Source organism: Pseudomonas sp. PNPG3, assembly GCF_023093815.1.
GTDB classification, from domain to species: Bacteria; Pseudomonadota; Gammaproteobacteria; order Pseudomonadales; family Pseudomonadaceae; genus Aquipseudomonas; species Aquipseudomonas asiatica.
The window spans coordinates 30401-45659 of the sequence record NZ_JALLKV010000037.1 but is presented as its reverse complement, the minus strand read 5'-3'; the positions used below and the strand labels follow the sequence as shown (position 1 = coordinate 45659).

Annotated in this window: 12 protein-coding genes; 6 read left to right on the top strand and 6 right to left on the bottom strand. The window is 63.0% G+C overall.

What is annotated here, in order from left to right:
• Window positions 1-8 precede the first annotated feature (8 nt).
• The 6 genes from MJ643_RS21140 to norR all read right to left on the bottom strand — a co-directional run bounded on the left by MJ643_RS21140 (window position 9) and on the right by norR (window position 8372).
• Window positions 9-3101, bottom strand: a complete 3093-nt coding sequence (locus tag MJ643_RS21140; protein ID WP_169774998.1) for a multidrug efflux RND transporter permease subunit — start codon at window positions 3099-3101, stop codon at window positions 9-11.
• Window positions 3098-4261, bottom strand: coding sequence for an efflux RND transporter periplasmic adaptor subunit (locus tag MJ643_RS21135; RefSeq protein WP_169774997.1), 1164 nt, complete (start codon window positions 4259-4261; stop codon window positions 3098-3100). Before MJ643_RS21135 ends, MJ643_RS21140 begins: the two co-directional genes overlap by 4 nt.
• Window positions 4262-4589: 328 nt before the next feature.
• The gene (locus MJ643_RS21130) at window positions 4590-5324 is read right to left on the bottom strand and encodes a YkgJ family cysteine cluster protein (protein ID WP_013970973.1); all 735 of its coding nucleotides are present in this window, start codon (window positions 5322-5324) and stop codon (window positions 4590-4592) included.
• Window positions 5321-5632: a hypothetical protein gene (locus MJ643_RS21125; RefSeq protein ID WP_013970974.1), complete on the bottom strand. Its 312-nt coding sequence runs from the start codon at window positions 5630-5632 to the stop codon at window positions 5321-5323. Before MJ643_RS21125 ends, MJ643_RS21130 begins: the two co-directional genes overlap by 4 nt.
• An 87-nt stretch (window positions 5633-5719) precedes the next feature.
• Window positions 5720-6619, bottom strand: a complete 900-nt coding sequence (locus MJ643_RS21120; protein WP_013970975.1) for a chemotaxis protein — start codon at window positions 6617-6619, stop codon at window positions 5720-5722.
• Window positions 6620-6818: 199 nt separating this feature from the next.
• Complete coding sequence (gene norR, locus MJ643_RS21115; protein ID WP_169774996.1) at window positions 6819-8372, bottom strand: nitric oxide reductase transcriptional regulator NorR; 1554 nt, start codon at window positions 8370-8372, stop codon at window positions 6819-6821.
• Between the two features lie 154 nt (window positions 8373-8526).
• Between norR and hmpA the strand changes: the two genes are divergently transcribed.
• From hmpA to cyoD, 6 genes are all read left to right on the top strand, one after another.
• A complete protein-coding gene (gene hmpA, locus MJ643_RS21110; RefSeq protein ID WP_023661240.1) occupies window positions 8527-9705 on the top strand; it encodes an NO-inducible flavohemoprotein in 1179 nt (392 codons plus the stop codon).
• Between the two features lie 561 nt (window positions 9706-10266).
• Entirely contained in the window at window positions 10267-10773 is a 507-nt protein-coding gene (locus MJ643_RS21105) for a disulfide bond formation protein B (RefSeq protein ID WP_013970978.1), read from the top strand.
• 559 nt (window positions 10774-11332) lie between these two features.
• Complete coding sequence (cyoA, locus tag MJ643_RS21100) at window positions 11333-12277, top strand: ubiquinol oxidase subunit II (RefSeq protein WP_015268993.1); 945 nt, start codon at window positions 11333-11335, stop codon at window positions 12275-12277.
• A 3-nt stretch (window positions 12278-12280) separates the two neighbouring features.
• The gene (cyoB, locus tag MJ643_RS21095; protein ID WP_013970980.1) at window positions 12281-14299 is read left to right on the top strand and encodes a cytochrome o ubiquinol oxidase subunit I; all 2019 of its coding nucleotides are present in this window, start codon (window positions 12281-12283) and stop codon (window positions 14297-14299) included.
• Window positions 14300-14302: 3 nt separating this feature from the next.
• Window positions 14303-14926, top strand: a complete 624-nt coding sequence (cyoC, locus tag MJ643_RS21090) for a cytochrome o ubiquinol oxidase subunit III (protein ID WP_023661242.1) — start codon at window positions 14303-14305, stop codon at window positions 14924-14926.
• A complete protein-coding gene (cyoD, locus tag MJ643_RS21085; RefSeq protein WP_003259128.1) occupies window positions 14926-15258 on the top strand; it encodes a cytochrome o ubiquinol oxidase subunit IV in 333 nt (110 codons plus the stop codon). Before cyoC ends, cyoD begins: the two co-directional genes overlap by 1 nt.
• Window position 15259: the final 1 nt, after the last annotated feature.

Genomic DNA, 15259 nt, shown 5'->3' with positions numbered 1-15259 from the left:
GTCTTGTCCTAACTGGCACTGGGCGCCGCCGCACGGGCGGCCTGGCGGCGGTGGAACAGGCGCTCCAGGGCCAAGTATATGACCGGGGTGGTGAACAGCGTCAGCGCCTGGCTCACCAGCAGGCCACCAACCACGGCGATGCCCAGTGGCTGGCGCAGTTCGGAGCCGGTGCCGAAGCCGAACATCAGCGGCACCGCGCCGAGCAAGGCGGCCAGGGTGGTCATGATGATCGGCCGGAAGCGCGTCAGGCAGGCCTGATGGATCGCCTGCTTCGGGGTCAAGCCCTGGCGGCGTTGGGCCTCCAGGGCGAAGTCGATCAGCAGGATGCCGTTTTTCTTGACGATACCGATCAGAAGCACCACGCCGATCAGCCCCATGATGCTGAAGTCCTGGCCCAAGGCCCACAACAGGATCAGCGCGCCGAGGCCGGCCGAGGGCAGGGTGGAGATGATCGTCAGCGGGTGGACGAAGCTTTCGTACAGCACGCCGAGGATGATGTACACCGCCACCAGCGCAGCCAGGATCAGCCACGGCTGGCTCGACAGCGAACTTTGGAAGGCCTGGGCCGCGCCCTGGAAGTTGCCGCTGATGGAGTCGGGCATGCCGAGCTCGCGCTGGGTGCGCTCGAGGATGGTCACCGCATCGCCCAGGGCCACGCTTGGGGCCAGGTTGAACGACAGGTTGGCTGCCGGGAACAGGCCATCGTGGCTGATCGACAGCGGCCCGGTGCTGGGCGGCGCTACATGGGCTACTGCCGACAGCGGCACCATCTCGTTGGTCAGCGGCGAGCGCAGGTAGAAGTAGTTGAGGCTTTCGGCCTTGCCGCGCTGGCGGGCATCCAGTTCGAGGATCACCTTGTACTGGTTGGTCTCGGTCTGGAATTCACTGATCTGCCGCTGGCCGAAGGCGTCGTACAATGCCTGGTCGACGTCGGTGGTGGTCAGGCCGAAACGTGCCGCGGCCTGGCGGTCGATATCGATGCGGGTGACGCTGGCGCCCAGTTGCAGGTCGTTGGACAGGTCGCGGAACGCCGGGTTTTCCCGCAGGCGCTCGGTCAGGCGCTGGGTCCACAGGTTCAGCGCCATGCCGTCGTTGCTCTTGAGCACATACTGGTACTGGGTACGCGACGGGCCGGAGCTTAGGTTGATGTCCTGGCCGGCACGCATGTACAGGACGATGCCTGGTACCTGGGCCAGCTTGGGTCGCAGCCGGTCGATCAGTTCGCTGGCCGACACTTCGCGTTCGCCACGCGGCTTGAGGGCGATCCAGAAACGGCCGTTGGCGATGGTCTGGTTGCTGCCGGTGACGCCCACCGAGTGGGAGAACGCGCGCACCGCCGGGTCGGCCTCGATGATTTTGGCCAGCGCCTGGTGCTTCTCGATCATCGACGGGTACGACACATCCGCCGCCGCCTCGCTGGTGCCGAGGATGAAGCCGGTGTCCTGCAGCGGGAAAAAGCCCTTTGGGATGCCCACGTAACCGGCCACCGCCAGGGCCAGGGTCAGGCCGAACACGCCGAGGGTCAGACGCTGGTGGGCGAGGGCGCGGTCCAGGCCCTTTTCGTACCACCTGACCAGCCGCTCGCCGAAGCCGCCCCTGTGCTCTCCGGGCGGGCGGCGCATGAACAGTGCGCACAGGGTTGGCGCAAGGGTCAGCGAAACCACCACCGAAATCAGGATGGTGGCGGTGGCGGTCAGGGCGAACTCCTTGAACAGCCGGCCGACCACGCCGCCCATGAACAGCAGCGGGATGAACGCAGCGATCAGCGAGAAACTGATCGACACCACGGTGAAGCCTATTTCCCCGGCGCCCTTGAGCGCTGCCGTGCGGCTGTCGTCGCCGGCCTCCAGGTGACGGTGGATGTTCTCCACCACGACGATGGCATCGTCGACCACGAAGCCCACCGAGATGACGATGGCCACCAGGGTCAGGTTGTTCAGGCTGAAGCCGAAGATGTACATCAGCGCGCAACTGGCGATCAGCGATACGCCGAGCACGCTGGACACCACCATGGTCGCCGACCACTGGCGCAGGAACAGCGCCATCACCCCGATCACCAAGGCCACGGCGATCATCAGGGTCAGCTCCACTTCATGCAGCGAGGCACGGATGGTCTGGGTGCGGTCCTGCAGCACCGACACTTCGACCGAGGCTGGCAGCATCTCCTGCAGCTTGGGCAGGGCAGCCAGTACCCGGTCCACGGTATCGACGATGTTGGCGCCAGGCTGGCGGAAAATCACCAGATTCAACCCGGGCTGGTCGCCGGACCAGGCTTTGACGTAGGCGTTCTCGGCGCCATTGATCACCTTTGCCACGTCCCTCAGGTGCACTGGTGCACCGTCACGGTAGGAGACGATCAGCTGGGCGTAGTCGTCGGGATGGAACAACTGGTCGTTGGCGGCGATGGTCGAAACGCTGTGCTCGCCGTACAGAGCCCCCTTGGCCAGGTTCAGGCTGGTCTGCTGGATGGCCTGGCGCAAGTCGGCCAGTGTCAGGCCGATGGCGGCCAGTTTCTCGGGTTGCGCCTGCACGCGGATCGCCGGGCGCAGTTGCCCGGTGATGTTGATCAGGCCGACCCCGTCGATCTGGCTCAGCTGGCGCGCGAGCAGGGTTTCGGCGTAATCGCTGAGGTCGTTGCCAGGCATCTGGCTGGAGCTTACCGTCAGCACCAGCACCGGGCTGTCGGCCGGGTTGACCTTGCGCCAGGTCGGCGGGTTGGGCAGGTCTTGCGGCAGGCGCGCGGTGGCGGTGTTGATGGCCGCCTGCACTTCCTGGGCGGCGGTGTCGATGTTCTTGTCGAGCGTGAACTGCAGGATCAGGTTGGTCGAGCCCAGTGCGCTGCTGCTGGTCATCTGGGTCATGCCGGGGATGGCGCTGAACTGCACTTCCAGCGGCGTGGCCACCGACGAGGCCATGGTTTCCGGGCTGGCGCCGGGCAGCTGGGCGGTGACCTGGATGGTCGGGAAGTCGGCTTCCGGCAGTGGTGCCACCGGGAGGCGCGGGAAGGCGATGGCCCCCAGCAGCACAAGGGCGAAGGTCAGCAGCAGGGTGGCGATGGGGTGGTCGATGCACCAGGCCGAAACACCGTTGCGCGTGTTCATGGCTGGCTCCGCCGGTCGGCCATTTCCGACGGCGCGGGGGCATCGGGAGCCACCTCGACCCGCGAACCTGGCTTGAGCCGCGACTGGCCATCGAGCACCAGGCGCTCGCCCGGCTTGACCCCGGCAATGATGTTGAGCCCACTGTCCTGGTACAGCACCTTGACTGGCACGCTGGTGACCTTGTCACCGTCCAGGCGGTAGACGAAGTGCCCGTCGACGCCGCGCTGTACCACCGGAGGCGGCACTACCAGGGCGTTTTCTTCCACGGCGGTGCGCAGGCGGATGGTGACCAGCTGGCCCGGCCACAGGCGGCCGTCCTTGTTGTCGAACTCGGCTTTTACCCGCACGGTGCCGGTGGTGGCGGAGATCTGGTTGTCGATCAGTGCCAGGTGGCCTTCACCGAGCAGGCTGCGTTCGCCGTCGGCATCCATGTAGGCCTGCACCAGTGCCGGGGTGGGCGCCTTCAGCAGGCTTTGCAGGGTTGGCAGCATTTGCTGCGGCAGGGCGAATTCGACGGCGATCGGATCGATCTGGGTGACGCTGAACAGGCTGCGGGTATCGCTGGTGCGCACCAGGTTGCCGGGGTCGACGTTGCGAATACCCACCCGGCCGGTCACTGGCGAGCGGATCTGCGTGTACGACAGCTGCACCTCGGCATTGGCGATGGCCGCCTGGTTGCCCTTGACCGTGGCTTGCAGGCGGTTGACCAGGGCCTGCTGCTGGTCGAGGGTCTGCTTCGACACGCCGTTGTCGCTACTCAGCAGGCGGTAGCGCTGCAGGTCGACGTTGGCTACCTGGATCTGCGCCTGGCTCTGGCCAAGTTCGGCACGGGCCTGGTCGAGGTTGGCGCGGATGGCGCGGTCGTCGAGGGTGGCCAGCAGGTCGCCTTCCTTCACCCACTGGCCTTCCTTGACCAGCACCTGGGTCAGTACCCCCTCCACTTGCGGGCGCACCTCGACGCTGTGCAGCGACAGCACCGAGCCGATGGCGCTGGCATAGCGCGGCACGTTCTGCTGGACGACGCTGACCACGCGCACCGGGATGGCGGTTTGCGCGCGGGTGGCAGGTACTGGCTGGCGCTGGCCGAACCAGAGGCCCGCTACCGCCAGGACCAGGAGCGCCAGGGCGGCGAGGATGACAGGGCGGGACGGACGTCGCATCGGTGCGGGCACCTTGGCCATAGGGGAGGGAAGTGGGCTGTATTCAATCTTATAGCCCCCGAACCGGGTCGGCAGCGTGACCGCCGGCTGACAGTGCTGTCAGTTTCGCCTGCGCCGCAGGAGATCGTTCGCCTTTTGCGCTGCGCTGTCGCGCAGAGAACTGATCAGCTGGGCGATCCGCGTTCCCTGTGGGAGCGGGTTTACCCGCGAAGAATCCAGCGCGGTACATGGCACCGGCTCCGCCGGTGTTCGCGGCTAAAGCCGCTCCCACAGGGATGGCGCCGGTTCATAGATCTGGAACAGGACAGTTGCCCCCGCCAAGGCATAGCTAGAAGCTGATGAAGGCGTAATACACCGGGGGCTCGCTGGTGGTGCGCAAACCATGTTCCTGCAAGCTCGCCACCAGCGCCGCGTCCTCCACGTGCAGGGCCCACTGTGCCAGGCCAGCCTCCGGTATCTGCTCCAGACCCGCGCGGAAGGCCCCCATGTCAGGCAGGTAGGCAGTAAATCCGTTGCCCTTGAGCGCACTGGTGGTCATGCCCAGCGCCTGGCACACCGCCACCTTGGCGGCGATGTCATCGCGGTCGGCCTGGCGCGAGGCCTGCACCAGCGCCTCCAGCCCGGCATCGACCAGTTGCCTGCCGTGAATCAGCTCCGGCCCCTGTTGCCAGGCTTCCGGCGGGCAGTCCTTGCTGCCCGGGCGCAGCGGTATATGTGGGTTGATTTCCACCGGGTAGATGCGACAGACCAGCGGGCGCTGGTCGTAGATGGTGCACAGGTCGTTGTCGTCGAGGTTGCGGCAGCGCCCGGGGTTGAACGCGGCAAAGGTCACCGAGACGCGTACTTCGCTGTCGCCGCAGGGCACGGGATGGGAACGACGCAGCACATGATCACGCTGTTCTACTGGCATGCCAGGGCCGTCCGCAACGAAGGCTTCGATCAGCACCACCACCTGGCCGTCGTTGTCCGCCCAGCGGCGCGCTTCGGCCAGGGTCAAGGGCACGTGGTGGCCGGTACAGCACTTGCCGCAGCCGGTACAGGCGAAACGCAGGCTGTCGGTCACTTGGCTTCCGGGCTCCACTCGCTGACGAAGGCGCGCTGGTGCTGGCGGTCGTACAAGCAAAGCTCGGTGCCGGTGCGCTGCTGCATGTGCTTCTGGGGGTAGACGCCTTCGATCAGCAGGGCGCTCATGCCGACCTGATCATCGAACTCGGCGGGCTTGCTGCGGGCGTGAGCATCCTTGAACTGGCTGGCGGCCAGGCAAGCCTTGAGCATCTGCTGGCGCTGCTCGTTCCAGGCCTGGCTGCTGGAGGCCTGGGCGATACCGCTGAAGAGGGCGAAACTGATCAGGATAGAGCTGAAAAACTTCATACGGGTTCCGGCAAGTTACTTGCGAGGGGCGCGAATTATGCCTGACTCGACCCCGACGGCAAGCCGGGGAGTTTGTCTCCGAATATATCAGCGCTCGGCGAACACCACGGCGCGCGCCGCCACCACCAGACAATCGGTCAGCTCTGGCGAGGAAAACTTGGTGAGGATGGCATTGGCCCCGGCCTGGGTCGCCTTTTCACTGCTCATTGCGCTGTCCAGCGAGGTGTGCAGCAGTATGTACAGGTGCTGGAAGTCGGGGGTTTCGCGCAGGGTGCGTGTGAAAGCGTAGCCGTCCATTTCGCTCATTTCGATGTCTGAGACGATCACGTTGATTTCTTGCGCGGTGCCCTGCAGCTCCAGCAACACGTTGATGGCGTCCTTGGCGCTGCGCGCGGTATGGCATTCGACGCCGAGGTTGCGCAGGGTGTGCACCGACTGTTGCAGGGCTACCTGGCTGTCGTCCACCACCAGGATATTGGCGGCAGCCAGCAGGCTGGCGTCTTCCTCGCTCAGGGTGCCGTGATGCGGTTCGGGCACCGGCGGGGCGATGGCGTGGATGACTTTTTCGATGTCCAGCACCTGCACCAGAGTGTTGTCGACCCGGGTCACGCCGGTGATGAACGAGCGGCTGCCGGAGCCATAAGGGGGTGGTTTGATGTCGGTGCTCAGGCAATGCACGATGCGGCTGACCGCCTGCACATGCAGGCCCTGGCGCGAGCGGCTGATCTCGGTGACGATCAGGCAGCCGCCGTCAGGGTCGGCCAGCGGCCGTTCGCCGATGGCGCGGGACAGGTCGATGACTGACAGCGAATTGCCGCGCAGGGTTGCCACGCCCTTCACGTGGGGGTGCGATTCGGGCAGCTTGGTCAACGGTGGGCAGGGGATTATCTCGCTGACCTTGAGCAGGTTGATTGCCATCAACTTGCCGCTGCGCAGGGTGAACAGCAGCAGGGACAGCGAGTCCGCGCGGGCATTTTGCGTGGCCATGGTGACCTTCGTGGCGAACAGGGGATAACCGGTTATCGGCCTGTTCGGGCTTGGCTTTAGTCATTTTGCACCGAGCCAAGGAATGCTCGGGACCCTGTGGGAGCGGCTTTAGCCGCGAACACCGGCGCAGCCGGTGCCATGCACTGCGTTGGATTCTTCGCGGCTAAAGCCGCTCCCACAGGTACCGCGCTGGTTTCAATCAGCGCAGCCCCAGCCGACGGGCCAGGCGGCTAAGGTTGGCGCGGTCCAGGCCGAGTTCCCGGGCAGCCGCTGCCCAGTTTTCCTGGTGCCGCTGCAGGCAGGCCTCGATCAGCTGGCGCTGGTAGTCGTCGACGGCTTCGCGCAGGCCCCCTTCGGGTAGCGGTGCCGCTGGCAAGGGCGCGGCAGGGGAGGGCGGGGTGCCGGGCGTTGCGGTTGTGCGCAGGTCCAGGTCGATGGCTTCCAGGGTGAGGATGCGTGGCCTGTCGGAATGTTGGCCCAGCGCCTTGAGCGCCGAGCGGCCGATCAGGTGTTCCAGTTCACGCACGTTCCCTGGCCAGTCGTAGGCCAGCAGCGCGGCCTGGGCTTCGCTGCTCAGGCGCAGGCTGTTCAGGCCCAGGCGCGAACGGTTCTGTTCGAGGAAGTAGCCAGCCAGTAGCAGCACATCCCGCCCACGTTCGCGTAACGGCGGAACGTGCAGCGGGTATACGCTGAGGCGGTGGTAGAAGTCGGCGCGGAAGTTGCCAATACGTACCTCTGCTGCCAGGTCGCGATTGGTGGCTGCGATCAGGCGCACATCCACCCGGTGTTCGCGATCCGAGCCCAGGCGTTGCAACTGGCCGCTCTGCAGTACGCGCAACAATTTGGCCTGCACCGTCAGTGGCAGTTCACCGACTTCGTCGAGGAACAATGTGCCGCCATTGGCGAGCTCGAACTTGCCGCGGCGCTCGCCATGGGCGCCGGTGAAGGCTCCGCGTACATGGCCGAACAGTTCGCTTTCTACCAGGGTGTCAGGCAGGGCGGCGCAGTTGAGGCTGACCAACGGCTTGTCAGCGCGGTTGCTGGCCTGGTGCAGGGCCTGGGCCACCAACTCCTTGCCGACGCCGGTCTCACCGGTGATCAGTACGGTCAGGTCACTGCCACCGACCAGGCGGATTTCCTCGACCAGGCGCTTGTGCGCGGGGCTCTGGCCAATCAGCTCTTTGTCCTGGCCGCTGGCCTGGCGGTAGATCTCCGCGCGATGGTGTTCGTCTTCTGCGCGCAGGGCCAGGTGCTCGATGCGCTCGGCCACGGTGACCGTGGCGGCGGCAAGGCTGGCGAAGGCCTGCAGGGCGCCCAGCTCCAGGCTCTGGAACTGCCCGGGGGTGAGGGCATCGAGGGTAACCAGGCCCCAAGGGCGCTCGTCGACCATCAACGGGCAACCCATGCAGTCATGTACTTCCAGGTTGGCATCAGGGGCGTTGACCAGGCCGTCGTAAGGGTCGGGCAGCTCGGAGTCGCTGGCGAAGCGGGTGGGTTCCCGGCTGCTGAGCAGGATCTGGAAGCGTGGGTGCTCGCTGACTCGGAAGCGCCGGCCCAGGGTATCGGGGCTCAGGCCGTCCACTGCCAGCGGCACCAGCCACTCGCCGTCCAGGCGCAGCAGCGCGGCGGCATCACAGGGCAGCAACCCCCGCATGGCCTGCAGCAGGCGGCGATAGCGTTCCTGGTCGGGCAGGTCGCGGGAAAGGTCGCTGACCAGGGGCAGCAGGGTGGTGAGCAGGGGCTTCGTGGTCATATGGACTCCTGTGGGTCGATATGACTATACGTCGAGGTGGGTCGTTTTGACATGACCTGCGTCAAGCCCCTGATTTTGCTGGAGATAAGAGTTGGCATGATTGATGTAATAGCTCGGGCAGTCATTTGAAGCCACAGGCTCAGGAGTTGTTGCAATGCTCAATGCCGAACAACGTGCAATCATCAAGGCCACTGTCCCCCTGCTGGAAAGCGGCGGCGAAGCGCTGACCACCCACTTCTACAAGATGATGCTCAGCGAGTACCCGCAAGTGCGCCCGCTGTTCAACCAGGCCCACCAGGCCAGCGGTGACCAACCGCGCGCCCTGGCCAACGGCGTGCTGATGTATGCCCGCCATATCGACCAGCTGGAGCAACTTGGCGGCCTGGTCGGCCAGATCATCAACAAGCACGTTGCCCTGCAGATTCTGCCGGAGCACTACCCGATCGTCGGCAGCTGCCTGCTGCGCGCCATCGAAGAAGTGCTGGGCAAGGAAATCGCCACCCCCGCCGTGATCGACGCCTGGGGCGCGGCCTATGGCCAGTTGGCCGACATCCTGATCGGCGCGGAAGAGAACCTCTATAAACAGAAGGAAGAGGCCGAAGGCGGCTGGCGCGGCACCCGCGAATTCCGCCTGGTGCGCCGTGAGCAGGAAAGCAGCGAAATCGTTTCGTTCTACTTTGCCCCGGTGGATGGCAAACCGGTGCTCAGGGCCGAGCCTGGCCAGTACATCGGCCTGAAGCTGGACATCGACGGCGCCGAGCAGCGCCGCAACTACTCCCTGTCGGCACTGTGCGACGGCAAGGAATACCGCATCAGCGTCAAGCGCGAGGCGGGTGGCAAGGTCTCCAACTACCTGCACGATGTGTTGGCGGTGGGCGATACCCTGCAGCTGTTCCCGCCGGCTGGCGATTTCACCCTGGCAGCGAGCGACAAGCCGCTGGTGCTGATCAGCGGTGGCGTGGGTATTACCCCGACCCTGCCAATGCTGCAGGCGGCACTGCAAACCCAGCGTGAGGTGCATTTCATTCACTGCGCCCGTAACGGCGCCGTGCATGCCTTCCGCGACTGGATCGACGAGCTGGCCGAGCGTCACCCGCAGCTCAAGCGCTTCTACTGCTATGCAGAACCGCAGGGTGGCGGCGCGGCTGATGCCGTGGGCCTGCTGAGCGAAGACCTGCTGGCCGAGTGGCTGCCGCAAGAGCGAGACGTGGATGCCTACTTCCTCGGGCCCAAGGGCTTCATGGCGGCGGTCAAGCGCCAGTTGAAGGGCCTGGGTGTGCCAGAGCAGCAGAGCCGCTACGAGTTCTTCGGGCCGGCGGCAGCGCTGGAGTGATGTAGCGCCTGCACTGGCCTCTTCGCGGGCTTGCCCGCTCCCACAGGGTACCCCACAGGATCTGAAGTCTGTGGCGTACCTGTGGGAGCGGGCAAGCCCGCGAAGAGGTCGGTACAGGCTTACAGCATATTCATCCCAGCCGCTGGCAAGCCAGCTCCCTTGCAGCACTGCTCCCGCCCGTGGGTAATCGAGAACGAAACGGTCGATCGCATTCGCCGCCTGGGGGCTGGCTTGCCAGCCGCTGGGCCGCACTTCACCTTCCTGCCTATATATAAAGGAGAGATGAAAGCGGCTGTGCAGCTTTCATCTTTAATCCTCCTTTAATCACGGTATCCTTCACTCCCGGGTGTCGAGGGGCTTGCCCCTGCGCGGCACCCGGGCAGCCGCTTTTTTGCCGCCCTGCGTTGAACCGACGTCGTTGCGGCCGGTCTCAGCCACACCGGATAGCCCTGCGCAGCGCTATCACGCCGCTTCCTCGGCACGCTCAAAGGCCCTGCACAGCGTGTAGACTTGCGCCAGGCAGGCGGATCACGCTGCCACTATCCATCGAAGGAACCGGCAATGAACGAACAAACATCGCGCCTGAATCGGGAACGGCGCTTTCTGGTACTGTTGGGCCTGATCTGCATTTCGCTGATCGGTGGCGCCCTCTACATGCAGATAGTCCTGGGCGAGGCACCATGCCCGCTGTGCATCCTGCAACGTTATGCGCTGTTGTTCATCGCCGTGTTCGCCTTCATCGCCGCGGCGATGCCCGGGCGCCGTAGCCTCACCTTCTTCGAGGTACTGGTGGTGCTCAGCGCCATCGGCGGAATCGTTGCGGCCGGCAACCATGTGTATATACTCGCCAACCCCATGGTCAGTTGTGGCATCGACACCCTGCAGCCGATCGTGGACGACCTGCCGCTGGCCAAGCTCTGGCCGCTGGTGTTCCAGGTCGACGGCTTCTGCAGCACGCCATACCCGCCGATCCTTGGTCTGTCGCTGGCGCAATGGGCACTGGTGGCGTTCGTCCTGACGGCTGTGCTGGTTCCACTCGGGATCTATCGCAACCGACGCCAGGGTTAGACAAAAGTACCGAATTGCATGGGGTCTTTTACGCCGCATGAGAAGAGGGAAAATTCGCTCACCGCTTGATCCAGATCAACTCGGAGGCCTTGCAGAATGCGGCTTTGGGGGCTATCAAGCGGGGTGCGACAAACTGTCGCGAAGTTGAATTTTTGAGCGGTATTGTTGCAGATTCTGTAAAGGACTGTTGCTCAATAAGTCATAGTCAAGGGTTGGCGACCTATCTACAATCGCCCCCAATTTCCGTTCGGCACTGCTTGCGAGTCGCAGGATTGAAGGAAGCCCCAGCGCTCCTTTTTGCTGACTTCGTCAAGTTTCGCCCAACGGCGATACCGGGCGGATCCCCCTCCGCGTTTTCCCGCACCAAATGGACTTGGTCTGAAGTACAGGCCTGTTGCCTACGAAACCATAAGCACCGCTAACCCGCTTGACGCCAAGGTCCTGCAGTCGGACCCCGGGCAGGAGCGAGTTCGGGCGCGAAATGCCTCACTTGGCAGGACGAAGTGCTGGCTACCAAAACACAAATTGCATTGAAGCAAGCTGATCTAGAGGTCGTGAGATGAGTAAAAAGCGTTACCCCAGACTGTTTGGCATATTGCCCTTTTTAGGCATGCTTTTACTCAGTGGGTGCAACTGGACCCTGCTCGACCCGAAAGGTCAGGTCGGCATTGAGCAAAAGAACCTGATCCTGATCGCTACCGGCCTGATGCTGCTGGTGGTGATTCCTGTCATTATCATGACCGTGGTTTTCGCCTGGAAGTACCGTGCTTCCAACAAGGCTGCCACCTACACCCCCGACTGGTCGCACTCGACCAAGATCGAAGCCGCGGTGTGGATCATCCCGATCCTGATCATCATCGCCCTGGGCTACTTCACCTACCACTCCACCCACAAGCTGGACCCGTACCGTCCGCTGGATTCCGATGTGAAGCCGGTGCAGATCGACGTGGTCGCACTGGACTGGAAGTGGCTGTTCATCTACCCGGAGCAGGGCATTGCCACGGTCAACAAGATCGTCTTCCCGGCTAACACCCCGGTCAACTTCCGCGTCACTTCCGACGCCGTGATGAACTCGTTCTTCATCCCGGGCCTGGGCGGCCAGATCTACGCCATGGCCGGCATGACCACCAAGCTGCACCTGATCGCCAACGAAAACGGCGAGTTCGACGGTATCAGCGCCAACTACAGCGGTGCTGGCTTCACCGGCATGAAATTCAAGGCTACTGCCACCTCTCAGGAAGACTTCGACAAGTGGGTCGCCGAGGTCAAGCAGTCGCCGAAGAAGCTGGACAAGGCCGAATACGACGCCTTGGCCAAACCAAGCGAAAACAACCCAGTCGCGCTGTATAGCGAGGCTTCGCCTGACCAGTTCCAGCTGATCGTCGACAAGTACGAAGGCATGAACCGCGGTCGTCCGAGCCACGAAGAAGCAGGCAGCAAAGATCTGGCCACTACCAAGGGTGTGGAATCGAGTATGCAACCAGCTGCCGGTGCAGAGGAGTAAGAGATGTTCGGTAAACTAAGCCTGGAGGCGATACCCTATCACGAGCCGATAGTCATGGTGACGCTTGCCATGATCGCGCTCGGTGGTATCGCTGTCGTCGGTGCTATCACCTACTTCCGCAAGTGGACCTACTTGTGGAGCGAGTGGTTGACGACTGTCGACCACAAGAAAATCGGGGTGATGTACATCATCGTCGCGATGGTCATGCTGCTGCGCGGCTTTGCCGACGCCATCATGATGCGTACCCAGCTGGCTGCCGCTACCGGTGGCTCCGAAGGCTACCTGCCGCCTGAACACTATGACCAGATCTTCACCGCTCACGGTGTGATCATGATCATCTTCATGGCGATGCCGTTCTTCACCGGCCTGATGAACCTTGCGGTTCCTCTGCAGATCGGTGCACGTGACGTTGCCTTCCCGTTCCTGAACTCCCTGAGCTTCTACCTGCTGCTGGCAGGCGTGCTGCTGGTCAACATCTCGCTGGGCGTTGGTGAATTCGCCAAGACCGGCTGGGTTGCCTATCCGCCGCTCGCGGGCATTCAGTACAGCCCTGGGGTGGGTGTCGACTACTACATCTGGGCGCTACAGCTCTCAGGCCTGGGTACGACGCTTACCGGCGTGAACTTCCTCGTCACCGTGATGAAGATGCGCGCACCTGGCATGAAACTGATGGACATGCCGATCTTCACCTGGACCTGCACCTGGGCCAACGTGCTGATCGTGGCTTCCTTCCCGATCCTGACCGCTGCACTCGCTCTGCTGACTGTTGACCGTTATCTGGACTTCCACATCTTCACCAACGAGCTTGGTGGGAACCCGATGATGTACGTCAACCTGTTCTGGGCGTGGGGTCACCCTGAGGTTTACATCCTGATCCTGCCGGCCTTCGGTGTGTTCTCGGAAGTTACCTCCACCTTCGCAGGCAAGCGTCTGTTCGGCCACCACTCGATGATCTACGCATCGGGCGCCATCGCCGTGCTGGGCTTCGCTGTATGGCTGCACCACTTCTTCACCATGGGTGCCGGCGCCAGCGTCAACACCTTCTTCGGCCTGGCGACGATGCTGATCTCCATTCCGACCGGTGTGAAGCTGTTCAACTGGCTGTTCACCATCTACCAGGGCCGTCTGCGCTTCACCGCGCCGATCATGTGGACCCTGGGCTTCATGATCACCTTCTCCATCGGTGGCATGACTGGTGTTCTGCTGGCTGTTCCAGGTGCTGACTTCGTGCTGCACAACAGCCTGTTCGTAATTGCTCACTTCCACAACGTGATCATCGGTGGTGCGGTATTCGGCTACATCGCCGGCTTCGCCTACTGGTTCCCGAAAGCCTTTGGTTTCACCCTGAACGAGAAGTGGGGCAAGGCTGCCTTCTGGTTCTGGATCTCGGGCTTCTACGTAGCGTTCATGCCGCTGTACGCCCTGGGCTTCATGGGCATGACGCGTCGTCTGAACCACTCCGACAACCCGCTGTGGGAACCCTACCTGTACGTAGCCGTTGTCGGCGCCGTGCTGATCCTGTTCGGTATCGCCTGCCAGCTGATCCAGCTGTACGTATCGGTTCGCGACCGCAACCAGAACCTGGACGTGACCGGCGACCCATGGGGCGGCCGTACCCTGGAATGGTCGACTTCGTCGCCACCTCCGTTCTACAACTTCGCCCACATGCCTGAGAAGGTTGGCCTGGACGCCTGGCACGAAGCCAAGGAAGCCGGTGTTGCCTACAAGCCTGCGGCCAAGTACGAAGCGATCCACATGCCGAGCAACACCTCCACCGGTTTGTTCATGGGCCTGTTCCTGACCGTCTTCGGCTTCGCCTTCATCTGGCACATCTGGTGGCTGGTTGGCGCGAGCCTGGTTGCAACCATCGCTGTCTTCGTTCGCCACGCTGCGCGTGACGACCAGGGCTACATGGTTCCGGCCGAAGAAGTGGCGCGCATCGAAGGCGAGCGCATGAAAGCGCTGGCCAAAGCAGGTGCTCTGCCTGCCGGCGCACGTGTCGAATCGTTTGAGCGGGTGTAATCAATGTCCAGTCAAGTAATGCACGGTGCTGCTCATGGTCACGACCATGGGCATGACGACCACCACCACGACTCGGGCCAGATGACCGTACTCGGTTTCTGGCTGTACCTGATGACCGACTGCATCCTGTTTGCGTCGCTCTTCGCCACCTACGCGGTGCTGTCCGGCAGTTTTGCCGGCGGCCCGTCGGGTCATGACATCTTCCAGCTCGATTTCGTAGCTGTTGAAACGCTGTTCCTGCTGCTGTCCTCGATCACCTTCGGCTTCGCCATGCTGAAGATGTTCGACGGCAAGAAAGCTGGCGTACTGGGCTGGTTGGCTGTGACCTTCCTGTTCGGTGCAGGCTTCATCGCGATGGAAATCTACGAATTCCATCACCTGATCGCCGAGGGCTACGGCCCGAACCGCAGTGGTTTCCTGTCGGGCTTCTTCGCCCTGGTAGGTACCCACGGTCTGCACGTGACCGCCGGCCTGATCTGGATGGCAATCATGATGTACCAGATCAACAAGCACGGCATCACGCCGACCGCCAAGACCCGCATGAGCTGCCTGAGCCTGTTCTGGCACTTCCTGGACGTGGTCTGGATCTGCGTATTCACCGTCGTCTACCTGCTGGGAGTTCTGTAATGGCTAACGCACACGACACTCATCACGAAGGTAACCACGGCAGCGTCAAGTCGTACATGATCGGCTTCATCCTGTCGATCATCCTGACTGCGATCCCGTTCGGCCTGGCCATGTCGCCAAGCCTGCCGAAGAACCTGACCGTTCTGATCATTGTTGCCATGGCCGTGATTCAGGTAGTAGTGCACCTCGTGTACTTCCTGCACATGGACCGCTCGAAAGAGCAACGCAACAACGTTTCGACGTTCCTGTTCACCACCCTGGTGATCGCTCTGCTTGTCGGCCTGTCGCTGTGGATCATGTTCAGCATCCACTTCGAAATGTTGGCCAAGTGAG